We start from the raw sequence: 22,845 nt of genomic DNA, 5'->3' as shown, positions 1-22,845 counted from the left end.
TTGCCAAGAGGGCGGTCCCATGGGGCCGCCCTTCGCGCTTATTCGCCGGGGCGGGTCAGGCTGAACAACTCGCTCACCCGCGCGTAGTCGCGGTAGCCGAGACGGGCCAGCGGTTGGAACGTGGTGACGTCAAAGCGGCCGTCGACCACGCAGTCGTCGCGCATGTGGATGCCCGTCACCTCGCCGATAGCCATGAAGTTATGGTCCCCCTCCAGCTCGACGATCTGCACCAGACGGCATTCGAGAGAGGCGGGGGCGTTCGCCACCCGCGAACAGGTGATGGTGTCGCAGGCCGCGCGCTCGATGCCCGCGCGGGCGAACTCGTCCTCGTCTTTGGGCCATGGGCCCGAGGTCGCGTTCATCGCATCTCGGGCGGCGTATTCGACGATGTTGACGCAAAACTGCCCGGTCTCGCGAATGTTGAACATCGTGTCCTTGGACCAGGGGCGGTCCTCCTTGGCCGAGGTCGAGGCGAACATCACCTGCGGCGGCACATAGGCCACGGCGTTGAAGAAGGAGTAGGGGGCGAGGTTTTCGCTCCCGTCCGGGCCGCGGGTCGAGACCCAGGCGATGGGGCGCGGCGACACGATGGCGTTGAACGGATTGTGCGGCAGGCCGTGGCCGTCCTCGGGGCGGTAGAACATCAAAAATCCCTCCTTGGTCGCGCCAGAGGTAGCGGCCGGATCGCGCCCGGTCCAGCGGTGCGAGCGGTTTGCACCGCCCCCCCGCCGTGCTAGGGCGCGCGCGGCGGAATCGCCGACAGGGGCGGGAGTGACCAATGGCCGAAATCGCGCGGGAAGAGGCCGGGGATCACCACGAGGTCGAGGCGCTCTATGACCTGTGCTTCGCGCCGGGCCGCGAGGCGCTGTCCTCCTACCGCCTGCGCGAGGGCGTGGCCCCGCAGGCCGAGTTGTGTCTCGTCGCGCGCGGTCGCGCGGGCGAGGCGGCAGGCGCGATCCGGACATGGCCCGTGCAGGTGGGCACGCATCGGGCGCTGTTGCTCGGCCCCGTCGCCGTGCACCCTGTGCGGCAGGGCGAAGGGCTCGGAGCTCTGTTGATCTTCGAAGTGCTGGAGCGTGCCCGTGCGGGCGGGCATCCCCGGATGATGTTGGTGGGCGACGCACCCTATTACGGGCGTTTCGGTTTCGAGAGGCTCGACGGCGTGATCATGCCGCCCCCCACCAATCCAGAGCGGGTACTGGGCATTGCGCTCGAAGAGGGGGCCTGGGATGGCGTTCGGGGCGAAGTCACGCGTGCCGAAGGTTGAGGGCGGATTGAAAACCGCCCCGCGCATCCCAAGTATCGCCTCATGAGCACACCCATCCGCGAGATCAACCCCGAGACCCCGCCGCAGCCGCTGGACGACACCGTCAAGTCCGAGATCGCGGCGCTGGCCGAGCGGCAGGCGCGCGCGGGCCGGGGGCTGATGCGGATCGTCAATCTCGCGGGTGACAAGGTCGAGGGCGGCATGCGGATGCTGCCGAAACCGGCCCGTGCGCGGATCGAGACCGCCGCGCGCGCCGCGCTGTCGCGCAGCTATGACGTGGCCAGCCGCACCCGCGGGCCGGGCAATGGCGCCGGGGTGCTCGAAGCGGCCTTCGGGACCGACGGGGCCGCACGTATCATGGCGACGCTCTCGGGCGCCATTGGCGGGCTTGGCGGTCTCACCACGGCGATGGCGGAGCTGCCTGTGGCCACCACCATGATCTTTCGCGCCGTGCAACGGGTGGCCGAGGCCAATGGAGAAGACCCCCTGAGCGAGGAGACTCGCGCCGAATGCCTACGCGTCTTTGGCGCGGGCGGTCCGAGCGCGGAGGACGATGGCATCGACACTGCCTTTCTCGGCGCGCGGCTTGGCTTGTCCGGCGTCGCGGTGAACCGGCTCATCTCGCGTGTCGCTCCACGCTTTGCCGCTGTGTTGGGTCAGAAACTCGCGGGTCAGGCAGTGCCGATCCTCGGTGCGGCGGCGGGGGCGGGGACGAACTATGCCTTCATCGACTATTACGTCGAGGTGGCGCATGTGCATTTCGGCCTGCGCAGGCTGGCGCGATTGCACGGCGAAGATCGCGTGCTCGAAGCTTTCCACGCAGCATTGGCCCGCCACCGGATGCCGGTGCGCGGCTAGATCTTGCCGGCGTTGACCCGCTTCGACAGCGCCGCGTGGCTCTCCACCCGCTCGGAGTAGCGGTCGGTGAGCGTGGGCCTGCCGCGCGTCATCAGCGTGAACTTCACCAGTTCCTCCATCACGTCGATGATCCGGTCGTAATAGGGCGAAGGCTTCATCCGGCCATCAGCGTCGAACTCGTCCCAAGCCTTGGCGACCGAGGACTGGTTCGGGATAGTCACCATCCGCATCCAACGGCCCAGAACCCGCATCTGGTTGAGCGCATTGAAGCTTTGCGAGCCGCCGCAGACCTGTGTGAGGGCGAGCGTCTTGCCTTGGGTCGGGCGCACGCCACCCAGAGACAGCGGAATCCAGTCGATCTGTGCCTTGAGGATACCGGTCATTGCGCCGTGGCGTTCGGGGCTCGACCAAACCATGCCCTCGGACCAGTTCGCCAGCTCGCGCAGCTCGGCCACCTTTGGGTGGGTGTCGGGCGCGGCGTCCGGAAGGGGAAGGTCGGAGGGATCGAAAAGCCGCACCTCGGCGCCGAGATGCGTTAACAGCCGCTCCGATTCTTCGGCGACGAAGCGCGAGAAGGAGCGCTCGCGCAGGCTGCCATAGAGGATCAGAATGCGCGGCGCATGGCCCGGATCGCCGGGGGCCGCGTAGAGGGCCGGGTCGATCGGCGGCAGCATGGCAAGGTCGAGATTGGGCAGATCGGACATGGCAGGCTCCTAACTTCCATATTTCTGGATATATGGAATAATGGCCCGCCGTTCAACCTTTACATCAACCAGCCCTGCGAGGTCAGCCATTTGGTGACGGCGGGTCGAACCGAGGCCGCGCCGCTGTCGCGCGCCTCATGGATGACGCCGCGCAGTGCCTGAAGATTGCAATGCCGGATTAGGTGCTTGACCGGTCCGACAGAGGCCGGGCGCATCGACAGCATCCTGAACCCCAGCGCCGCGAGGCAGAGCGCCTCCATCGGGCGGCCCGCGTCCTCGCCGCAAAAGGAAACCGCGGTGTCGCCGGTTTTTGCCCGTGCGAGAATATGGTCGAGGAAGGCAAGAAAGCTTACGTCGAGCGTGTCGTAGCGGCGGCGCACGCGTTCGTTCTCGCGGTCGGCGGCAAAGAAGAACTGCTTGAGGTCGTTGCCGCCCACCGAGAGGAAATCGACGGCGTTGAAGAAGTCGTCGGGCGCATAGGCGAGGCTCGGCGTCTCTAGCATCGCGCCGACCTCGACACTTTCGGGCAGCGGGTGGCCGAGGATGCGCTCGCGCTCCATCGCCTTGTCGAACTCGGCGCGCGCGGCGTGGAACTCGGCCGGAAGCGCCACGAAGGGGAACATCACCGCGAGCGGGCGCCCGGCAGCAGCGCGAATCAGCGCCTGCAACTGCATCCGGAGCACGCCCGGCTTGTCGAGCCCGACGCGGATCGCGCGCCAGCCCATCGCCGGGTTCGGCTCGTCATTGGGCTTCATGTAGCTCAGGACCTTGTCCGAACCGATGTCGAGCGTGCGGAAGGCCACCCGCTTGCCATTGGCCGAGTCCATGACGCGCGAATAGAGCGCCGAGAGCTCGGCACGCTTGGGCATCTTGTTGCGGATCAGGAACTGAAGCTCGGTGCGAAACAGGCCCACGCCTTCGGCGCCGGAGCCCTTGAGCGAGGGCAGATCGGCCATGAGACCGGCGTTCATGTGCAGTGAAATGGTGGTGCCGCACAGCGCCGTCGCCTTGAGATCGCGGATCGAGGCATAGCGTTCGAGGGCGCGCGCCTGCATCGCGATCTTGTCGCGAAACGCGGTCTTGACCGTTTCCTCGGGGCGCAGATGCGCGGCACCCTGATCGCCGTCGACAAGGATCACGTCACCGTTCAGCGCCTCTTGGGTGATGTTCTTGGCGTGGATCACCAGCGGAATCGCCCAAGCGCGGGCGACGATCGCGGCATGGCTGCCGACCGACCCCTCTTCGAGAACGATACCCTTGAGCTTCTTGCCGTATTCCAAAAGCTCGCCGGGGCCGATGTTGCGTGCGACCAGCACCGGATCGTCCGGCATCTCGGCGCCCGTGTCGCGGCCCTGCCCGGTGAGGATGCGCAGCAGCCGGTTCGACAGGTCATCGAGATCCGATAGCCGCTCGCGCATGTAGTTGTCGCCCGAGCGGTTCATGCGCGAGCGCGCAAGCGACTGTTCCTTCTCGACGGCGGCCTCGGCCGAAAGACCGCTCTCGATGTCCTCTTCCATGCGCCGCATCCAGCTGCGCGAATTGGCGAACATGCGGTAGGTTTCGAGCACCTGCACCTGATCGGCGTTGGCGGTCGTCGCCCCGGACAGCATTTCGTCGACCGTCACGCGCAACTCGTCGATGGCGGCGCGCAGGCGGACCAGCTCAAGCGCCGGGTCTTCCGCGAAAGGGTTGGTGACCACGACGCGCGGCTCGTGCAGCCAGACCCGGCCCTCGGCCGCGCCCTCCTGTCCCGAGGTGCCCCGGAACATCACCGCCTGCTGATGCCGCGCCGACAGAGCCGCTCCGGTGTCGACGAAGGCACCCAGTTCGGTCATCTCGGCCAGCACCATGGCGACCACTTCAAGGGCGTAGATTTCGTCCGGGGTGAACTGCCGCGCATCCCTCGACTGCACGACCAACACGCCGAGCGGTTCACCCAGCCGCTGGATCGGCACGCCACAAAAGCTCGAATACCGCTCCTCGCCGGTCTCGGGCATGTAGCGGAATCCCGGCTCGGAGGGGGCGTCGGCGGTGTTGACCACCTGCCGCGTGCGGGCGGTGCGCCCGACGAGACCCTCGCCCAACCGCATCCGCGTCTGGTGCACGGATTCGGCCATCAGACCTTCGGTGGCGCAAAGCTCGAGCGTCTCGGCGTCACGAAACAGGTAGATCGAGCAGACCTCGGTCTTCATCGAGGTGGCGATGAGGCTCACGATGCTGTCAAGTCGCGCCTGTCCGGCGCCGCCCTCGGCCATCACCGCAGAGAGGCGACCCAGAAGCTTGCGGCTCTCGGATTCTACCAGTCGATCGACCATCGCCGCCCTTTCACTGCCATGTCCGGGGGGAGGTGATCCCGGTCAGGCAGCCTTGTCCAACCCGAAGGCATCATGGAGGGCCTGCACGGCGAGTTCCATGTATTTCCGGTCGATCAGCACGGAAATCTTGATCTCCGAGGTTGTGATGACCTTGATGTTGATGCCCTCGGCTGAGAGCGCCTTGAACATGTCGGCGGCGACGCCGGTGTGGCTGCGCATGCCGATGCCCACGACCGAAACCTTGGCCACGCCGGTGTCGGTGACGAGGTCGTTGAAACGGATGTCGCCGCGCTCGCGCGCCGCCTCGACCGCCTTTTCGGCGCGCATCACCTGATCGTTGGGGCAGGAGAAGGTCATGTCGGTGCGACCTTCCTCGGAGATGTTCTGGACGATCATGTCCACGTTGACCCCAGCATCGGCCAGAGCGCCGAAGATCGCCGAGGCGATGCCGGGCCGGTCGGCCACAGAGATGAGCGTCATCTTGGCCTCGTCGCGCGAATAGGCGACACCGGCGACCACATTGCTTTCCATGATTTCCTCCTCGTCGCAAACGAGCGTTCCGGCCTCGTCGGACTGTTCCTCGAAGCTCGACAGCACGCGCAGCTTCACCTTGTAACGCATCGCCAGCTCGACCGAGCGGGTCTGCAGGACCTTGGCCCCCAGAGAGGCCAGCTCGAGCATTTCCTCAAAGGCGATCCGGTCGAGCTTGCGCGCCTTTTCGCAGATCCGCGGGTCGGTGGTGTAGATCCCGTCCACGTCGGTGTAGATGTCGCAACGCTCGGCCTCGAAGGCGGCGGCAAAGGCCACGGCCGTGGTGTCCGAACCACCGCGCCCCAGCGTGGTGATCCGACCCTCGGGGCTCACACCTTGAAAGCCTGCGACGACTGCGACCTTCATGCCTTCGGCGAACTTCGCGCGGATATTCTCGGGCGGAATGTCAAGGATGCGCGCGGCGCTATGCGCGGAGGTGGTCTGCACCGGCACCTGCCAGCCCTGCCAGCTGCGCGCCGGGATATCCATTTCCTGAAGCCGCAGCGCCATCAGCCCTGCGGTCACGTTTTCGCCCGAGGAGGTGACGGCGTCGTACTCGCGCGCGTCGAACATGGGCGAGGTTTCGTTCACCCAACCGACTAGCTCGTTGGTCTTGCCCGCCATGGCCGAGACGATCACGATCACCTCGTGCCCCTTGGCCACCTCGACGGCCACGCGTTTCGCGGCCCGGTGGATCCGGTCGAGCGTGGCGACCGAGGTGCCGCCGAATTTCATCACCAGGACCGACATGGCTCTCCCCGCGCAGATTTCGGCGCCTCCATAGCGGCGGGGCGACGCGAGGGCAATGCGCGATGAAACCTAGTTGGTCTTGCGCCTCGGGGCGAAGGGCAGCGGGGCCACGGGGATGCCGTCCTCGATCAGGCGGCGGGCCTCCTCGACGCGGGCTTCGCCGTGGATCGCGCGCTCGGGCGATTTGCCTTCGTGCATGGCGCGCGCTTCGCGGGCAAAGGAGTCGCCCACATAGTCGGAGGTCGCCTCGACCTTGCGCCGAAGTTCGGCCATCGCCTTTTCCAGCGGGTTGCCTGGCTCGGAGAGCCGCCGCGCCGGCGGCTTGGCGCTCTCGCTCACCGCAGGCGCCATCAGCGCCTTGCTGACGCGCGCGTCGCCGCAGACCGCGCAGGACAGCTGCCCGGCCTTGTCCAGCGCGTCGTAGGCGGCCGCCGAGGCGAACCAGCTATCGAAGGCGTGGCCGTTCTTGCAAGTGAGGTCATAGCGGATCATCGGCGGGCATCCCGGTGGCAGATACGCTTCAGATAGGCGCTCGAGCGATCAGGTGCAAAGCGCGCCGGATCACGGGGCCGCGTGCGGTGTCGTCTGCGACACCAAGGGCCGCTGCGGTGCGGGGTCGAAGGCCAGCACGATCTGGCGCAACTCGGGCGCGTCGAGCTTGGCCGCCGCGCGCTCGCGGGTGAACCACTTGCGCCGCCTCTGGCCGCGTTCGGGCCAATCGGCGAGCACCTGCGTGACCTGCACCGGGAACACCATCGCGAAATGCGGCGCGCCGGTCTTGGCCCCGCCCTTCACAAAAGACCACACGCCAAGGCAGCGATCCTCGGTCAAACCGACCAATCCGGCCTCCTCACGCGCCTCGGTGGCCGCGGCCTCGGCCGGTGTGGCACCATCCATGGGCCATCCCTTGGGCAGGATCCAGCGGCCACGCCCGCGGCTGGTGACGAGGCAGAACTCGACCGAATCGCCGGTTATGCGCCAGGGCAGAGCCGCGAACTGGGTGCGGCCGAGACGCTGGTGCCGCTTGGCGACGCGGAGCGGAAGCTGGATCATGAGGCCTCTCGGGTCGCGGGGGTGACTGGAGGTTTCATGACAGGGCAGGGGCTGGCAAGAGAGTCGCGGGCGCTATCTGCGGCAACGTGGCCATGACGCTGCGACGGATCGCGCAGGGTTTGCGCCAAGGGAGTGACATGACGCCGCCTGCACGTTTCATCGGCTCTGAAATCTACCGAGGCTCCTCCTACGGCGACTGGCACCCGCTCAGAGTGCCGCGCGTGTCGACCGTCATGGACCTCGCGCGGGGCTTGGGCTGGTTGCCGCCAGAGGTCTATATCCGCAGCCCGCGGGCCAAGCCTGCGGCTCTCCATGCCTTTCACACGCCCGATTATATCGATGCGCTGCTCGCTGCCGAGGCCAGCCAGCAGGTCGCGCCCGAAACTCGCGATCGCCATCATCTCGGTACGCCCGCGAACCCGGTGTTTCCCGAGATGTACCGCCGTCCGGCCACGGGGGTGGGCGGCGCGCTGCTGGCGGGGGAGCTGTTGCGTCATGGCGGGCGGCTGCACCTGCCCGGTGGCGGCACGCATCACGGGCTGCCCGACCGGGCCAACGGGTTTTGCTATCTCAACGACCCGGTCTTCGCGATCCTCTCGCTGAAGGCACATGGCGCGCGGCGCGTCGCCTATGTCGACATCGATGCACATCACTGCGATGGGGTAGAGGCTGGGTTCGCACAGGATCCCGACACGCTGCTTGTCTCAACTCATGAAGAAAACCGCTGGCCGCGTACGGGGGCGGTGGCGGACGAAGGGGCGGGGCAGGTGTTCAACCTGCCGCTTCCTTCCGGGTCCGGCGACGACGCGATGGCGCTGGCACGCGACCGGGTGATCCTGCCCGCCGTGGCGGCGTTTCGCCCCGATGCGATCGTGCTGCAATGCGGGGCCGACGCGCTGCTCGAGGATCCGCAATCGCGGCTGGCCATGTCGGGGCACGCGCATCTGGACGTGCTACGGGGGCTGCTTCCGCTCGCGCCGCGCTTTTTGTTGCTGGGCGGCGGCGGCTATAACCCGTGGGGCGTGGGACGGCTCTGGACCGCCGCTTGGGGCGTGCTGTCGGGGCGCGAGATACCCAAGCAGTTGAACGCACAGGCGCAGGCGGTGCTGCGTGGGCTTGAGTGGCACGGGCAAAAGCGGGTGAAGCTGCCGCCGGAGGCTTGGCTCACGACGCTGGTCGATGCGCCGCGTCCGGGCGACATCTCCGACGCCCTGCGCGTTCGCGTCGCGGCGCTCGAGGCACGACTGGTGGCCTGGTCTTGAGGCGCGGACTTGCAGGGCAGGGGCGCGGGATGCGAGAGACGCGGCATGACACGAGGTGGACGATGCTGGTGAAACCCCTTTTCGCGGCGCTGTTGCTGGCGCTTCCAGCCGCAGCCAAGGCCGAGATCCTGACCTTCGCGGCGGCAAGCCTCGGTGGCCCGCTCGACCGGGTGGTCGAGGCTTGGGAGGCGCAGGGCGGTTCGGAGGTCATCGTGTCCTATGCCGGAAGTTCGGCGCTGGCGCGGCAGATCGCGGCGGGCGCGCCCGCCGATCTGTTCATCTCGGCCAGCGAAGACTGGATGGACGACGTCGCCGGGGCCGGGCTTATCGAGGCCAAAAGCCGCCGTGACATGCTCGGCAACAGCCTCGTGTTGATCGCCTCGGGTGCCGAAGCGGAGGCAGTCGAGATCGACCCCGATCTGGACCTCGCCGCAATGCTGGGTTCGGGTCGCCTCGCCATGGCGCTCGTCGATGCCGTGCCCGCCGGACAATACGGTCGCGCGGCCTTGGAAAGCCTCGGGCTTTGGGACAGCGTGGAGCCTCGGGTCGCGCAGGCCGAAAACGTGCGTGCGGCGCTGGCGCTGGTGGCGAGCGGGGCCGCTCCGTATGGGATCGTCTATGCCACAGATGCCGCCGAAGAGCCGCGCGTCACGGTGGTGGGGGCGTTCCCCGAAGACAGCCATCCCCCGATCCTCTACCCGGCAGCTCTCGTCGGTGGCGCGGACCCAGAGGCGGCGGCGTTTCTCGACTTTCTGTCGAGGTCCGAGGCGGGGGACATCTTTGCGGCAGCGGGGTTCACGCTTCCCAACGCCGGCCTGCCCGACATGGAGCCCACCGAGTGACCGAATGGCTCGGCCCCGAGGAATGGCAAGCGGTGCAGCTGTCGCTCAAGGTCTCGGCCACGGCGGTCGCCGCGAGCCTGCCGCTGGGGCTTTTGTGCGCGCTGGCGCTGGCCAAGGGGCGATTTCCGGGGCGGCAGTTCCTGAACGGGCTCGTGCATTTGCCGCTGATCCTGCCTCCCGTCGTGACGGGCTACCTGCTGCTCATCGGGTTCTCACGGCAAGGGCCGCTGGGCGCGCTGCTGGAGCCTCTTGGCATTTCCTTTACCTTTCGCTGGACCGGGGCGGCGCTGGCCGCCGCGATCATGGCGTTCCCATTGATGGTGCGGCCCATGCGGCTCGCCTTCGAGGCGGTGTCGCCGGAACTTGAAGCGGCAGCGGCGACGCTGGGGGCCTCAAGGTTGCGGGTTTTCGTGACGGTGACGCTGCCCCTCGCGTTGCCCGGCGTGGTGGCGGGCGCGATCCTCGCCTTTGCCAAGGCGATGGGCGAATTCGGGGCGACGATCACCTTCGTGTCGAACATCCCCGGCGAAACCCGCACCATTCCGACCGCGATCTATGCCTTCTTGCAGATGCCGGGCGGCGAAAGTGCCGCTCTCAGGCTCGTCGCGGTGTCGGTAACGCTCGCCATGGGCGCGCTGCTGATCTCCGAATGGCTGTCGCGCCGGATCGCGCGGCGGGTCGCGGCATGATCGCGATTCACGTGAAAAAACGGCTCGGGGCCTTTGATCTCGACGCCGTGTTCGAGGCCGCACCCGGTGTCATCGCGCTGTTTGGCAAATCGGGCTCTGGCAAGACCAGCGTCATCAACGCGGTCGCGGGGTTGCTCCGCCCCGACGCGGGCCGGATCGAGATCGACGGTGCGCTGCTTTTCGACAAGGCCGCGCGGGTCGACGTGCCAGTTCATCGTCGCCGCATTGGCTATGTGTTTCAGGATGCGCGGCTGTTTCCGCACATGTCCGTGGCCAAGAACCTCGCCTACGGTGGCACCCATGACCGCGACCGGGTGATCGAGATGCTCGGCCTCGCGGAACTGCTCGACCGTCGCCCTGCGGCGTTGTCGGGGGGCGAGAGGCAGCGGGTGGCGATTGGTCGGGCGCTGATGTCGGACCCGCGCCTTTTGTTGATGGACGAACCGCTCTCGGCGCTCGATGCCGAGCGCAAGGCCGAGATCCTGCCGTGGCTGGAGCGGCTGCGCGACGAAGCGGGACTGCCGATCCTCTATGTCAGCCATGCCGCCTCCGAAGTGGCGCGCCTTGCCACCACTGTGGTGGTGATGGAGGCGGGCGCGGTGAAGCGCGTCGGTGCCGTCTCAGAGGTGCTGTCGGACCCCGCCGCGGTTGGCATGATCGGTGCGCAGGAGGCGGGGGCAGTGGTGCATGCGCGCATCGCCGGGCTCGACCGGATCGACGGGCTGACCGAGCTGGCGCTGTCGGGTGGGCGAATCGTGTTGCCGGGCCGGCTGGGGAGCCTTGGCACGCATCTTCGGCTGCGTATCTCTGCGCAGGATGTGATCCTGAGCCGGGACCGCCCCGTGGGGCTGAGCGCGCTGAACATCCTGCCCGCAGAGGTCACGGCGCTGGACGAGGGCCCCGAGGGCGTGGCGGTGGGGCTGCAATGTGGCACGGACCGGCTGCTCGCCCGCGTCACCCGCCGCTCGGCAAGGGTGCTTGGACTGGAGCCGGGACTGCGGCTCTGGGCCATCGTCAAGGCGAGCGCGGTCGCACCGCAGGACGTGGGCGGGGCGGTCTGAGAGCCGGCTAACCGCCCCTCTCTTCGAATCGCAGTTTGGCGATCAGCGCAGCTGGCTGTCCTTGGAGCCGCGCCGGTTGAAGCCGCCGCGCGATTGGGGCCGCGCGTCACGCCCCTGCTGGCAATCGATGCAAAGCTTCACTCCCGGGATCGCCGCGCGGCGCTTCTCGGGGATCTCCTCGTCGCATTCGGCACAATGCGTGCGGCTGTCTCCGACAGGTCCGCGCCGCGCCTTCATTCGGCTCAGCTCGTCGTTGATCGAGGCTTCGATCTGCTCTTCCACGGCGCCGTCGCGGGCCCAACCTCCGGCCATGTGATGTCCTTTCCACTCGGGTTCCCCCTTCGAGATAGGCAGGATGGGCGATCAACCAAGCCCCGAGACGACAAACGCCCCGCCGGTGAGGGCGGGGCGTTCGATGATGCGATGTGCCGTCGATCAGATCGGCGTGGCTTCGCGGGCAGGGCCGGGGTCGCCGAGGTGGTCATGCTCCGTGAGATCCATGATGTCCTCGTTGTCGTTGGCCCAATTGGCGCGGTCCTTGTCGGAGGCCTTGGGCGAGAACAGCCCCGTGACGGCATAGAACACGCCGATCACCGGCGCGGTCCAGCAGGCAAAGGCCAGCGGGATGTAGAGCAGGTTCTCGAGGTTGCCGTCCATGATGCCGAGGCCCAGCGCGGTGATCACGAAGGCACCCCCTGCGTTCCAGGGGATCAGCGGGCTCATCAGCGTGCCACCTTCCTCGACGGCGCGGCTGAGGTTGAGCGTGGAGTAGCCCATGCCGCGATAGAGCGGCGCGTACATCCGGCCCGGCAGCGCGATCGAGATGTAGGGATCGCCCGCCACCACATTGGTCGCAAAGGCCGTGAAGATGGCCGAGGACTGCACCGCGGCAAAGCTCTTCACCTTGCTGACGATCGACAGGATGATCGACTCGAGGCAACCGGTGCGCTCGAGCGCGCCGCCAAAGCCCAGCGCGATCAGCATGAGCGAGATCGTCCACATCATCGACTGGATGCCGCCTTTGTTCAGCAGCGCGTCGATATCGGCGATGCCGGTTTCGATCGAATAGCCCGACTGCGCATAGGTGAACACGTCATGCAGGCCGACGCCCTGCTGGAAGATCGCGATCACGCCGCCCAGAAGCACGCCCGCGAAGAGCGAGGGCAGAGGCGGCTGGCGGAACAGCGCGAGGCCGATGACTAGAAGGGCCGGGGTCAGCGGGATCAGCCCGAGGGCGAAGTCCTGCTCGAGACGCGCGGTGATCTGGGTGATCGATTCGAGCGAGGTCTCGGCAGGCTCGATCAGCCCGTAGCCCGCGACGAGGTAGACGCCCAGAGCGATCAGCATCGCCGGCACGGTGGTCGGCAGCATGTTCTGGATGTGGTCGAAGATGTTCACGCCGGTCACGGCGGGGGCGAGGTTGGTAGTGTCCGACAGCGGCGAGATTTTGTCGCCGAAGAAGGCGCCCGAGACGATCGCACCGGCGGTCCAGTAGACCGGGATGCCAAAGCCCGCGCCGATGCCCATCAGTGCCACGCCAATGGTGCCGACGGTGCCCCAGGAGGTGCCCAGCGACAGCGACACGACCGCACAGAGGATCATCGCAGCGGCAAGGAAGATCGAGGGGTTCAGCAGTGTCAGACCATAGTAGATCAGCGTCGGCACGGTGCCCGAAGCGATCCAGACGCCGATGATCATGCCGACCACGATCAGAACGGAAAGCGAGGGGAGGGAGACGTGGATGACGTGGAACACGCCTTCGCGGATGTCGGTCCATTTCTGGCCGCGCAGCACGCCCAGAAGGCCGGTGATGGCCAATCCGATCACCAGCGGAATATGCGGCGTGAAGTCGCCGAAATAAAAGAGCTGCAGGGCCAGAAGACCGAGCGTCAGCACGACCGGCAACAGGGCCAGTCCGAGGGAAGGCAGGTTTCTATCGGTCACGTGGGAGCATTCTCCTGATTGTTTCAAAGGGCGGCTTATGGGGGAATTAGCGGGGAATTGCCACCGGGGTAGGGGAATTCGGGCTGAAACGCGCCTCATTCGAAGGCAAATGGAACCGCTCGGGGCCCTGATTGCAGCCGGATCGGGCGGTCGTGCGGGAAAGCGCACCGGATTGTGCGGGGCAAGTCCCTCGACAGGAAGGGGTGCCGGGGACATCTATCGAAACAACACGCCACAACCACAGGATTGCCGCGATGAAGGATCTCCCCGACTACACCCCGCCCAAGGTCTGGACTTGGGACGCCGAGAACGGCGGCCAGTTCGCCAAGACCAACCGTCCCATTGCCGGAGCCACGCACGACAATGTGCTGCCCGAGGGCGAGCATCCGTTTCAGCTCTACTCTATGGCGACGCCCAATGGGGTGAAGGTCACGATGCTGTTCGAGGAGCTGCTCGAGGCAGGGCACGGGGGCGCCGAGTATGACGCCTATCTGATCAATATCGGCGACGGTGACCAGTTCGGCTCGGGCTTCGTGGAGATCAACCCGAACTCCAAGATCCCGGCATTGCTCGACCGCTCTGGCGATACGCCGCAGCGCGTCTTCGAGTCGGGCGCGATCCTGCTGCACCTCGCGGAGAAATTCGGGGCCTTCCTGCCCAAGGATCCGGGCCAGCGCACCGAAGCGCTGAGCTGGTTGTTCTGGCAGATGGGCAGCGCGCCCTATCTCGGAGGTGGCTTCGGCCATTTCTATGCCTATGCGCCCGAGAAATACGAATATCCGATCAACCGCTTCGCCATGGAGACCAAGCGCCAGCTCGATGTGCTTAATCGACATTTGGCTGACCGCGACTTCATGGCGGGCGAATACTCCATCGCCGACATGGCGATATGGGCGTGGTACGGCCAGTTGGTGCTGGGACGCCTCTATGACGCGGCCGAGTTCCTTGACGTGGAGAGCTATACCCATGTGATGCGCTGGGCCCGCGCCATCGACGCACGACCGGCGGTGCAACGAGGCCGCATGGTCAATCGCAGCTTCGGCGACCCGGCGCTGCAATTGCACGAGCGGCATTCGGCGCAGGACTTCGAAACCCGGACGCAGGACAAGATTGGTGGCTGAACCGTTCGATCCGCTAGATCTTAAAGGTCGGTGCTTCGACGCACCGGCCTTTTCCATTGGGATCAGCGGGCCAGCGCGGCTTTCATCGGGCTTTCGGGAAAGCAGGTGGCGGCTTGCCCCGTCGCCTGCTGCCAGCGTCCGATCGAGCGGCGGGTCTTGTAGCCAGCAAGCCCGTCCGCCCCGCCGACGTCGTGACCCTTGGCTTCGAGCGCGCGCTGCATCGCCGCCACGTCCGAGCGCATCAGCCCGCCGACAGACCCCCAGCGGCCCGCGAAATCGCCGGAGCCATAGGCGATGCGGTCGCCCACATGACCCACGAAAAGCGCGTAGAGATCGCTCATGTTGTAGTCCTTGAGCACATAGAAGTTGGGCGTCACGATGAAGGCCGGGCCATGCCGCCCGGCTGGCATCATCAAGAATCCTTCGGTGCGCGCCTCATGCTCGGGAAACGGCTTGCCGGACACCCGACTGACGCCCATCGCGGCCCAGTCGCGGATCGCACGGCCCTGATCGGGGCCTTCGAGCGCGCAGGAGACGCTGCCCGGCACCACGACCTCAAAGCCCCAGTCACGCCCTGCGACCCAGCCGTGGCGGGCAAGATAGGTGCCGATCGAAGCGATGGTGTCGGCCTCCGAGCGCCAGATGTCGGCGCGTCCGTCACCGTCGCCGTCGGCGGCGTATTTCAGAAAGTTCGACGGCATGAACTGCGGCTGACCGAGGGCCCCGGCCCAGCTCGACTTCATCGACCGTGCCGGAACATGACCGGCCTGCGCGATGCGCAAGGCCGCCATGAGTTCGTTTGTGAAATACTCCGAGCGGCGGCCCATGAAACCTTTGGTGCCAAGGATACGAAAGGCGTCATGCGGGATTGCGGCGCGCCCGTACGCGCTCTCGCGGCCCCAGATCGCGAGGATGATGTGACCGGGCACGCCGGTCGCCCGCTCGACTCGTGCCAGCACGCCGGCGTGGCGCGCCGCCATCTGCCGCCCCACCGAAGCCGCGCCATCGACCGCGCCGCGTCCGAAATAGGCGCCGGGACTGCCGAACTCGGCCTGCCGCTGGCGACCTAGCGGCTGCGCGGGGGCGCCGGGCGGGGCAAGATCCGGCAGATCCCAATCGAGTGAGACGCCCGTGAAGGCCGCCTCGAAGGTGCCGCGCGCCACACCATCGGCCCGAGCACGGGGCCAGATCACCTGTTCGAGCCAGCCCCTGAACTGCCGCTCGACCGATCCGCGGTCCTGTGCGGCGAGGGTCGCGGGCAGGAGGGCGAGGGCCAGGAAAAGGAGCACGAGGCGCAGCATGGGGTTGTCCGTTCGGTTTGGGGCGTAAGGCGTCAACCATGCTGGTCGGACGCGCCGGTCGGGCCGAAGACTAGGGACCTTGCGGCAGGCTGTCACCCGCGCCGGGCACGGGGCGGCGCGATCCCGCTTGGTCTCCCTGTCGCCGCCGGGCAGGCCGCTGCCGCGACGATCACACTTGCCATGGCAGGGGCGCGACGCAGTTTGCGCTGTGACGAAACGACGTTGAGAAGGCAGGGGCAGATGCAGGACGAGGCGTTTTTCGGGCTCAACCGCTATCACGTGGCGCTCGCGGTGGTGGGGATCATCATCATCCTCGCGCGGTGGCTGCCGCGGCTGGTGTCGCGGCGCGAGCCTGCGGCCGCGCCGCTGATGATCCTGTTCGGCGCGGGCATCGCCTTGCTGCTGCCCGACCTCGCCACGTTGCCCGACCCGCGCGAGACGCCGCTGCCATGGGAGCTTGTGAGCGAGCTTACGGTCATCGTGGCGTTGTTCGGCTCTGGCATGCGCATCGACGAACTGCGCCCCTGGACCCGCTGGGGGCCGACGTTCCGGATGTTGGGCATCGCCATGCCACTGACCATCTTTGCCGTCGCGGTGCTGGGCGCGGGGCTCATCGGCATGACCGCGGCGGGGGCGATCCTACTGGGGGCCGTGCTGGCGCCGACCGACCCGGTTCTGGCCGCCGATGTGCAGGTTGGTCCGCCACAGGAGGGGGCCGAACACCCCGTGCGCTTTACCCTGACCACCGAGGCCGGGCTCAACGACGGGCTGGCCTTTCCCTTTGTCTATCTGGGGTTGATCATCGCCGCCGAAGGGCTGAACCCCGGCGCTTGGGCGATGGACTGGTTCCTGCTCGATGTCGTCTACCGCATCGCGGTGGGTGTCGCGATGGGCTGGATCGGCGGCAAGGCGCTGGGCTATGTGCTGTTCCGCCTGCCGCGCGACGCTGCCTTGGCCGAGACCGGGTCGGGGGTGATCGCGCTGGCGGGGATCCTGCTGTGCTATGGCTCGACCGAGCTGATCGAGGGTTACGGCTTCATCTCGGTCGCGATCCTTGGGCTGACGCTGCGGCGAATCGAGGAGGACCATCATTTCCACCGTCGCCTGCATGATTTTTCCGAGTCGATCGAACACGCGCTGACAGCGGGGCTACTGGTGGCGCTGGGCACGGTGTTGCCGTTGCTGATCTCGGACCTGACATGGCCCCAAGTGGCGGTGGCGGCAGTGTTGTTGCTGATCATCCGGCCGGTCGCGGGCTGGCTGGCGCTGACGGGGGCGGGGATGGACCGGCGCGACCGGGCCATCGTCGCGGTCTACGGCGTGCGCGGCATCGGCTCGATCTACTACCTGTGCTACGCGGGCAGCCACATCGAGTTCATCGACGAGGCTTCGCTGTGGTCACTCGTGGCGCTGGTCATCCTTGGGTCCACATTGCTGCATGGCTTCAGCGTCGGTTGGGCTATGGAGCGATCGAGCGAGGCGCAACCTGCGCGGGATAGTTGATCCGCGCGGACCTCGGCGTCAGAAACGATGCCGCCCCGAGGGCCTCGCGACCGTGCGGGCGTTGAGCGTTACAATTTTTGCCGGAGTGCCCAGATGACGACAGCAACCAGCCCCGCCACCCTGTCCGACGAGACGGTCTTCGATCTGCGCTATGCCCGCAGCCGCGATGACCTGTGGAGCATGCTCGACAGCCTCTATGGCGAACATCCGGGCTTCAACGCCTTCCGCGAGCGGCTCGATGCGACGCTGCGTGCGGGCTGGGCGGCCCGTCCCGCCGATCTCAAGCGTCTGGACCTCGTACGCGATCTTGAACCCGATTGGTTCCAGCGCCCCGGTATGAACGGCTACGTGTTCTACATCGACCGCTTTGCCGGTGATCTGAAGGGCGTGATCGACAAGCTCGACTATCTTGCCGAGCTGGGCATCACCTATGTGCATTTCATGCCTTGCCTGAAGCCGCGCGAGGGCGACAGCGATGGTGGCTACTCGGTGCAGGACTACCGTGCCATCAACCCCGCCTACGGTGACATGGCCGACTTCGAAGCCGCCACGGCGGCGGCCCGCGCGCGTGGCATGAGCTTGTGCATCGACTTCGTGCTCAACCACACCGCCAAGGAACACGATTGGGCGCAAAAGGCCCGCGCGGGCGATCCGGCCTATCTCGACTACTACCTGACCTTCCCGGACGACACGCTGCCCAAGGCTTATGAAGAGACGCTGGTCGAGATCTTCCCGGACAACGCGCCGGGCAGCTTCACCTACTACGACGACATGGGGAAATGGGTCTGGACCACCTTCAACGAGCATCAGTGGGATCTCAACTGGGCCAACCCGCAAGTCTTTGTCGAGATGGTCGAGGTGATGCTGTTTCTCGCCAATCGCGGCGTCGAGGTGCTGCGGCTCGACGCGGTGGCCTTCCTGTGGAAGCGGATGGGCACGCGCTGCCAGTCCGAACCCGAGTGCCACATGTTGTTGCAGGCGTTGCGCGCGGCCTGCCGGATCGCCGCCCCGGCGGTCATCCATCTCGAGGAAGCGATCGTCAGCCCGGCCGAGATGCTGCCCTATCTTGGGCGGGGAAAACATGACGGCAAGGAGGGCAACCTCGCCTACCACAATTCGCTGATGGTGCAGTTCTGGTCATCATTGGCGGCGCGCGACACGCAGCTTCTCACCCATGTCATGTCGACGCATTTCCCACCCGTGCTGACCAATGCCACCTATGCGACCTACCTGAGGTGCCATGACGACATCGGCTGGGCCGTGACCGACGAGGACGCGGCGGCGGTGGGGCTTGAGGGGCCGCGACACCGTGCCTTTCTGTCGGATTTCTACGAGGGCGTGTATCCCGGCACCTTCTCACGCGGCGCCTTGTTCCAGTTCAATCCCGAGACCGGCGACAAGCGGATCAGCGGCAGTTGTGCTTCGCTGGCGGGGCTCGAGGCCGCGCTTGATGCCGGGGATGCACAAGGCGTGGCCCATGCCATCGATCGCATCCTCATGGGCCATGCGTTGATCGCGAGCTTCGGAGGCATACCGCTGGTCTACATGGGCGACGAGATCGGACTCTTGAACGATTATGGATATGCGAGCGATCCCGCGCAGGGGCATGATAGCCGTTGGTTGCATCGGCCGCGGATGGATTGGGACGTGGCCCAGTCGGCGCAGCACACCACCGACAGTCCGGCGGGGCGCATACGCGGCGGGCTGCGCCATATCCTCGCGCGGCGCGCGGCAACGCCCGAGTTTCACGCGGGCTACCCCACCGAGATCCTGCGCACAGGCAACACCGCGCTGTTTGCCTTTGCGCGCCGCGCCCCCACGGGCAGCGTCGTTTGCCTGTTCAATTTCACCAACACTTGGCAGCACATGCCCGCAAGCTGGATGATTCAGCACGGCGCGCGCGATCTGCACGACGTGCTTTCCGACGCCCCGGTTCTCGATGCGCATGGCGCAATTGCCTTGCCGCCACATGCCCGCGTCTGGATCCGCTAGGCACTTGAGGACGGAAGGATCCGAGCGCAACTGCGAAGCACAAAGCAAACTTGGATCCTGATCGAAGTTCCCGGCCCCCGCATGCCATCTACAGAGCGGGCCGCGGTCCACTGGCTCGGTTCATCCCACTGAGAAGCGCAGCAGCTGAGGAACGCCGTACAAGCCCTCTCGTTTCGCAGGTGCGGGTCTGTAACGCAGGCAGGATCGGAGCTGATGTCCGCCACCTTTATCCGGACGACGAAACTGGTGGAGGGAGGCTGGACTGCAAGGGCGCTGTCCAGCGGTTGAGCAGCGGGCGAGCTGTCTCGACGATGGCGCCTTCTTGGCCGCGGTGCGTAACGGCGTCAAATTGCACCGTTGGGGCTTCGGCAACATGCCTGCGATCAAGATGCAGACCAATGTCGATATCCGCAATGGCGTCGCATATGTGCAAGCGCTGCAACGCGAAAACGACACCGACTGACCGTCTCAGGGGGGCGCGCGCACTGTATGGCGCCGATGTGATGCCGATCCGGCATGCGACCACTTGCGCAGGGTGCGGGACATGCCATTTGTGGCGGCGACATGACCCGCCGAATCCATCCCCTCTCTGCCTTGCCCGCCCTGATCGGGGTAGTGCTGCTGCTGCTTGCGGGCTGGGGGCTCGGCGGTGATGTGTCAGGTTTGTCGCGGGTCACGGCACATCATGTCGAGAGCCACGAACCGACAATTCCTCACGACATCTCCACCGACGCGGCCTGCGCCCTGATGTGCCTTGCGCAACGTCCGGTCTTTGCTGGCCCCGAGGGTTACCGCAAGCTGGCGCGCGTCGCCGACGGCCCGTCGGCTACCGCCTGCCTCTTGCTCAGCGGGTGCGCACCGGCACCACCCCAGCAGCCACCCAAGCGCGTCTGAACCCCGTGTTTCCGCCCCGGCTTGCCGGGACCTTTCACGCGCGGCGCGCTTCGCCGCAAGGATGACAGACAGATGACCCAGATTTCACGCCGCGGCTTTCTCGCCGCCAGCGCGGCCATGGCCGCGACCCTTTCCATGCCCGGCCTTGCGCGGGGGCAGGGCACCCCGCTCGCACTGCGCGCCACAAGCCGGACCCTCGACATCGACGGGCGTGCGGCGACCGTCATGGGACTGCTCGGCCCCGACGGCCGTCCCGGTCTCTCTCTCGATCCGGGCCAGCGCTTCGCGGTGCGGCTGGAGAACCAGCTCGATCTCGAAACGCTGATCCATTGGCACGGCCAGATCCCGCCCAACGCACAGGACGGCGTTCCGAACCTGCCGATGCCGCCGCTCGCGCCCGGAGAAAGCCGCGACTATGACTTCGCGCCGCTCGCCGGCACCCACTGGATGCACAGCCACATCCCGACGCAGGAACTCGGCATGCTCGCCGCGCCGCTGATCGTGCGGCGGGCCGAGGATCTCGCCGCGGACCGGCAGGAGGTTGTGATGTTCCTGCACGACTTTTCCTTCAAGTCGCCCGAGGCGGTGATGGAGGAGATCACCTCCGGCATGGCCATGCAGGGCATGGATCACGGCGCCATGTCGGCGATGGGCGGGATGCGCATGGACAGTGCCATGCCCGGAATGGATCACGGCGCAATGGCGGGCGGCGGTGCGGCGACGCCGGGGATGGACCACGGCGCTATGTCCCAAGACACGCCGATGAGCGCGGACCTCAACGATTATGATTTCGACGCCTACCTTGCCAATGACCGCACCCTGTCGGACCCAGAGGTGGTGCAGGTCGAACCGGGCGGGCGGGTGCTGCTGCGGGTGATCAACGCCGCTGCGGCGACCACCTTCTGGATCGACACCGGCACCACCCGGGCCCGGCTGGTCGCCGTCGATGGTCACCCGGTGCAGCCGCTGCCGGGCCGCCGCTTCGGGGCGGCGATGGCGCAGCGCCTCGATATCGAGATCGACCTGCCGGGCGGCGGCGCTTTCCCGGTGCTGGCCTTGCGTGAGGGCGCGCTCGAGCGCACTGGCATCGTGCTGGCGAGCAAGGGGGCGCAGGTCGAGAGGCTCGCCGCCACCGCGCAGCAGGCAGCACCCGCCTTCGATCTCAAGCTCGAGCAGGAGGGCCTCTTGCGCGCCGTCTCGCCGCTCGCCGAGCGCCCGGTGGACGCCCGGCGGATGGTGATGCTGGGCGGCCAGATGCAGCCCTATGTCTGGACCATCGACGGCAAGGTCTGGGAGGAGCGCCAACCCGTTCCGGCAATCAGCGGCGAGCGGGTCGAGCTGACCTTCCATAATATGTCTTCGATGGGCCACCCGATGCATCTGCACGGGCACGTGTTCCAAGTGGTGGAGATCAACGGGCTGCGCTTCGCAGGAGCCTTGCGCGACACGGTCTACGTGCCGCCGATGGCCGCCGTCACAGTGGCGCTCGACGCCGCAGAGGCGGCACGCTGGATGCTGCATTGTCACCAGATGCCCCACCTCGCTACCGGCATGATGACCGAGTTCGCGGTCTCGGCGGGCTGAGGACGCCCCAGCTGCCCGCGCCCGGGCAGCCGGCATTTTTGATCCGATAGCTATTGGGGTTCATGCGGTCCCCTACGGCGCCGCCTGTACCGCTCGCTTCGACCAGGTCGGCCGAGGCGATGGATATAACACCAAACTCAACGAAAGATTCGACCAGATGTCGGCAAACGCCCAACCCAACGACGTGACCTTCACTTCTCCGTGGGAGGTCTTCAAACCCTATTTTTCCTACCTCACCATGTTCCTGGGCATGGGCCTGATCTCAGGCTCCATCGTGCATGCCGCCCAGCCGGATATGCGCGTCTACGCCTTGGTCCTCATGGCGATCGGCGCCGTGCTGTTCGCTTTCGGCTCCTATCTCAACGAGGTGCTGTTCAAGACCGGCATCCTCGGCGACAACGTTGTCAAATACGTGCTGGTGTCTTTGCTTTTGGCGGTCGGCATCGGCATGGTCTCCGGCGCGGCGCAGCACTTCAATGACACCCCGATTTTCGCCAGCTACAGCGCGCCGATCGGCGTCTTCATCTCCTCGGTCGCCTTCGCGATCCGCCAAGGCTACGTCCTGCACCGTAAGAATTGGCTGCTGATGATCGGGGCAGGCCTCGTCTTCGCGGCGGTGTTCCACCTTGGCCTGCGCGCCTATGCGGAAAGCCTGCCCGCCAGCCTCGGCCATCACGGCGGGCCAACTGCGATGACCCATGCCGACGAAGCCGGCAACGACCATCACGGCGCCTCGGCCATGTCCGGGCATGACGCAGCCGGTGGCCATGGTGGCGAGATGATCGAGGGCGCAGAGCCTGCCACGCCCGGTGCCGTCGTCGCACACTGACACGGCGGGGGCTTTCCCCCTTCTGATGCTACGGCTCGGCAGAACCGGCGAATGCATATCGGACGGCCCTCCCTCCCGGAGGGCCGTTTGCCTGCATGACGCGGCCCGGTCGGGGGCGCTGCACGTGGCATGTTTGTAGGAGATGGAGGCCCCGAGGCGAGGTACCGGCTAATGCCTTCGGGCACTGCGCGTCAGGCGCCGAGCAGCCGTTTTCCTACTGCCTGTGTCTTGACGGTCTCGTCGCGCGCATCGCAGATCGAGCTCGGCAGTAGCGCCGAAACTCGTCAGGCCACCAAGAGCGACACCATATCGTGGGACACGATCCAATTCATCGCACACGACGGT

Annotated in this window: 22 protein-coding genes; 13 read left to right on the top strand and 9 right to left on the bottom strand. The window is 66.6% G+C overall.

What is annotated here, in order from left to right; genetic code table 11:
- Positions 1 to 38: 38 nt before the first annotated feature.
- Positions 39 to 644 carry a flavin reductase family protein gene (locus AADJ02_RS05255; protein ID WP_341211946.1) on the bottom strand — a complete coding sequence of 202 codons (606 nt, stop codon included), beginning with the start codon at positions 642 to 644 and terminating at the stop codon, positions 39 to 41.
- A 134-nt stretch (positions 645 to 778) separates the two neighbouring features.
- Between AADJ02_RS05255 and AADJ02_RS05250 the strand changes: the two genes are divergently transcribed.
- Positions 779 to 1,267 carry an N-acetyltransferase gene (locus tag AADJ02_RS05250; protein ID WP_341211945.1) on the top strand — a complete coding sequence of 163 codons (489 nt, stop codon included), beginning with the start codon at positions 779 to 781 and terminating at the stop codon, positions 1,265 to 1,267.
- A 42-nt stretch (positions 1,268 to 1,309) separates the two neighbouring features.
- Complete coding sequence (locus AADJ02_RS05245) at positions 1,310 to 2,125, top strand: EcsC family protein (RefSeq protein WP_341211944.1); 816 nt, start codon at positions 1,310 to 1,312, stop codon at positions 2,123 to 2,125.
- Here AADJ02_RS05245 and arsH read toward each other — a convergent pair.
- From arsH to AADJ02_RS05220, 5 genes are all read right to left on the bottom strand, one after another.
- Positions 2,122 to 2,829: an arsenical resistance protein ArsH gene (arsH, locus tag AADJ02_RS05240; RefSeq protein ID WP_341211943.1), complete on the bottom strand. Its 708-nt coding sequence runs from the start codon at positions 2,827 to 2,829 to the stop codon at positions 2,122 to 2,124. The two genes, AADJ02_RS05245 and arsH, sit on opposite strands and share 4 nt — an antisense overlap.
- A gap of 59 nt (positions 2,830 to 2,888) precedes the next feature.
- The gene (locus AADJ02_RS05235) at positions 2,889 to 5,144 is read right to left on the bottom strand and encodes a putative PEP-binding protein (protein ID WP_341211942.1); all 2,256 of its coding nucleotides are present in this window, start codon (positions 5,142 to 5,144) and stop codon (positions 2,889 to 2,891) included.
- Positions 5,145 to 5,186: 42 nt separating this feature from the next.
- A complete protein-coding gene (locus AADJ02_RS05230; RefSeq protein WP_341211941.1) occupies positions 5,187 to 6,425 on the bottom strand; it encodes an aspartate kinase in 1,239 nt (412 codons plus the stop codon).
- 69 nt (positions 6,426 to 6,494) lie between these two features.
- Positions 6,495 to 6,917: a DUF1178 family protein gene (locus AADJ02_RS05225; protein WP_341211940.1), complete on the bottom strand. Its 423-nt coding sequence runs from the start codon at positions 6,915 to 6,917 to the stop codon at positions 6,495 to 6,497.
- 69 nt (positions 6,918 to 6,986) lie between these two features.
- Positions 6,987 to 7,478 carry an NUDIX hydrolase gene (locus AADJ02_RS05220; RefSeq protein WP_341211939.1) on the bottom strand — a complete coding sequence of 164 codons (492 nt, stop codon included), beginning with the start codon at positions 7,476 to 7,478 and terminating at the stop codon, positions 6,987 to 6,989.
- A 137-nt stretch (positions 7,479 to 7,615) separates the two neighbouring features.
- On the opposite strand from AADJ02_RS05220, the gene AADJ02_RS05215 reads away from it, so the two are divergent.
- The 4 genes from AADJ02_RS05215 to modC all read left to right on the top strand — a co-directional run bounded on the left by AADJ02_RS05215 (position 7,616) and on the right by modC (position 11,332).
- On the top strand, positions 7,616 to 8,740 hold the full coding sequence (locus AADJ02_RS05215; RefSeq protein ID WP_341212221.1) for an acetoin utilization protein AcuC: 1,125 nt from the start codon (positions 7,616 to 7,618) through the stop codon (positions 8,738 to 8,740).
- Between the two features lie 62 nt (positions 8,741 to 8,802).
- The gene (gene modA / locus AADJ02_RS05210; protein WP_341211938.1) at positions 8,803 to 9,582 is read left to right on the top strand and encodes a molybdate ABC transporter substrate-binding protein; all 780 of its coding nucleotides are present in this window, start codon (positions 8,803 to 8,805) and stop codon (positions 9,580 to 9,582) included.
- Positions 9,579 to 10,271 carry a molybdate ABC transporter permease subunit gene (gene modB / locus AADJ02_RS05205; protein ID WP_341211937.1) on the top strand — a complete coding sequence of 231 codons (693 nt, stop codon included), beginning with the start codon at positions 9,579 to 9,581 and terminating at the stop codon, positions 10,269 to 10,271. The genes modA and modB overlap by 4 nt, the downstream gene beginning before the upstream one ends.
- Positions 10,268 to 11,332, top strand: a complete 1,065-nt coding sequence (modC, locus tag AADJ02_RS05200; RefSeq protein ID WP_341211936.1) for a molybdenum ABC transporter ATP-binding protein — start codon at positions 10,268 to 10,270, stop codon at positions 11,330 to 11,332. The genes modB and modC overlap by 4 nt, the downstream gene beginning before the upstream one ends.
- Before the next feature lie 42 nt (positions 11,333 to 11,374).
- Here modC and AADJ02_RS05195 read toward each other — a convergent pair whose 3' ends face one another.
- Both AADJ02_RS05195 and nhaC read right to left on the bottom strand, forming a co-directional pair.
- Complete coding sequence (locus tag AADJ02_RS05195; RefSeq protein ID WP_341211935.1) at positions 11,375 to 11,644, bottom strand: DksA/TraR family C4-type zinc finger protein; 270 nt, start codon at positions 11,642 to 11,644, stop codon at positions 11,375 to 11,377.
- Positions 11,645 to 11,767: 123 nt separating this feature from the next.
- Entirely contained in the window at positions 11,768 to 13,276 is a 1,509-nt protein-coding gene (nhaC, locus tag AADJ02_RS05190; RefSeq protein ID WP_341211934.1) for a Na+/H+ antiporter NhaC, read from the bottom strand.
- Positions 13,277 to 13,530: 254 nt separating this feature from the next.
- Here nhaC and yghU point away from each other — a divergent pair, with 254 nt between their 5' ends.
- Positions 13,531 to 14,397, top strand: coding sequence for a glutathione-dependent disulfide-bond oxidoreductase (gene yghU, locus AADJ02_RS05185; RefSeq protein WP_341211933.1), 867 nt, complete (start codon positions 13,531 to 13,533; stop codon positions 14,395 to 14,397).
- Between the two features lie 62 nt (positions 14,398 to 14,459).
- On the opposite strand, the gene AADJ02_RS05180 is transcribed toward yghU, so the two are convergent.
- A complete protein-coding gene (locus tag AADJ02_RS05180) occupies positions 14,460 to 15,698 on the bottom strand; it encodes a lytic murein transglycosylase (protein ID WP_341211932.1) in 1,239 nt (412 codons plus the stop codon).
- Positions 15,699 to 15,938: 240 nt separating this feature from the next.
- Here AADJ02_RS05180 and AADJ02_RS05175 point away from each other — a divergent pair, with 240 nt between their 5' ends.
- The 6 genes from AADJ02_RS05175 to AADJ02_RS05150 all read left to right on the top strand — a co-directional run bounded on the left by AADJ02_RS05175 (position 15,939) and on the right by AADJ02_RS05150 (position 22,500).
- Complete coding sequence (locus AADJ02_RS05175) at positions 15,939 to 17,201, top strand: cation:proton antiporter (RefSeq protein WP_341211931.1); 1,263 nt, start codon at positions 15,939 to 15,941, stop codon at positions 17,199 to 17,201.
- 93 nt (positions 17,202 to 17,294) lie between these two features.
- The gene (locus tag AADJ02_RS05170; protein ID WP_341211930.1) at positions 17,295 to 19,193 is read left to right on the top strand and encodes an alpha-amylase family protein; all 1,899 of its coding nucleotides are present in this window, start codon (positions 17,295 to 17,297) and stop codon (positions 19,191 to 19,193) included.
- Positions 19,194 to 19,515: 322 nt separating this feature from the next.
- Positions 19,516 to 19,656 (top strand): hypothetical protein, encoded by a 141-nt coding sequence (locus AADJ02_RS05165; RefSeq protein ID WP_341211929.1) that lies wholly within the window; start codon positions 19,516 to 19,518, stop codon positions 19,654 to 19,656.
- Positions 19,657 to 19,757: 101 nt separating this feature from the next.
- On the top strand, positions 19,758 to 20,087 hold the full coding sequence (locus tag AADJ02_RS05160; RefSeq protein ID WP_341211928.1) for a hypothetical protein: 330 nt from the start codon (positions 19,758 to 19,760) through the stop codon (positions 20,085 to 20,087).
- 72 nt (positions 20,088 to 20,159) lie between these two features.
- Positions 20,160 to 21,671, top strand: a complete 1,512-nt coding sequence (locus tag AADJ02_RS05155; RefSeq protein WP_341211927.1) for a multicopper oxidase family protein — start codon at positions 20,160 to 20,162, stop codon at positions 21,669 to 21,671.
- Positions 21,672 to 21,828: 157 nt separating this feature from the next.
- Positions 21,829 to 22,500: a hypothetical protein gene (locus tag AADJ02_RS05150; protein WP_341211926.1), complete on the top strand. Its 672-nt coding sequence runs from the start codon at positions 21,829 to 21,831 to the stop codon at positions 22,498 to 22,500.
- Positions 22,501 to 22,845: the final 345 nt, after the last annotated feature.

The organism is uncultured Limimaricola sp., from assembly GCF_964022235.1.
Taxonomy (GTDB): domain Bacteria; phylum Pseudomonadota; class Alphaproteobacteria; order Rhodobacterales; family Rhodobacteraceae; genus Limimaricola.
The sequence above is the reverse complement of the archived record's forward strand: the minus strand, read 5'-3'. Positions and strand labels throughout refer to the sequence as shown.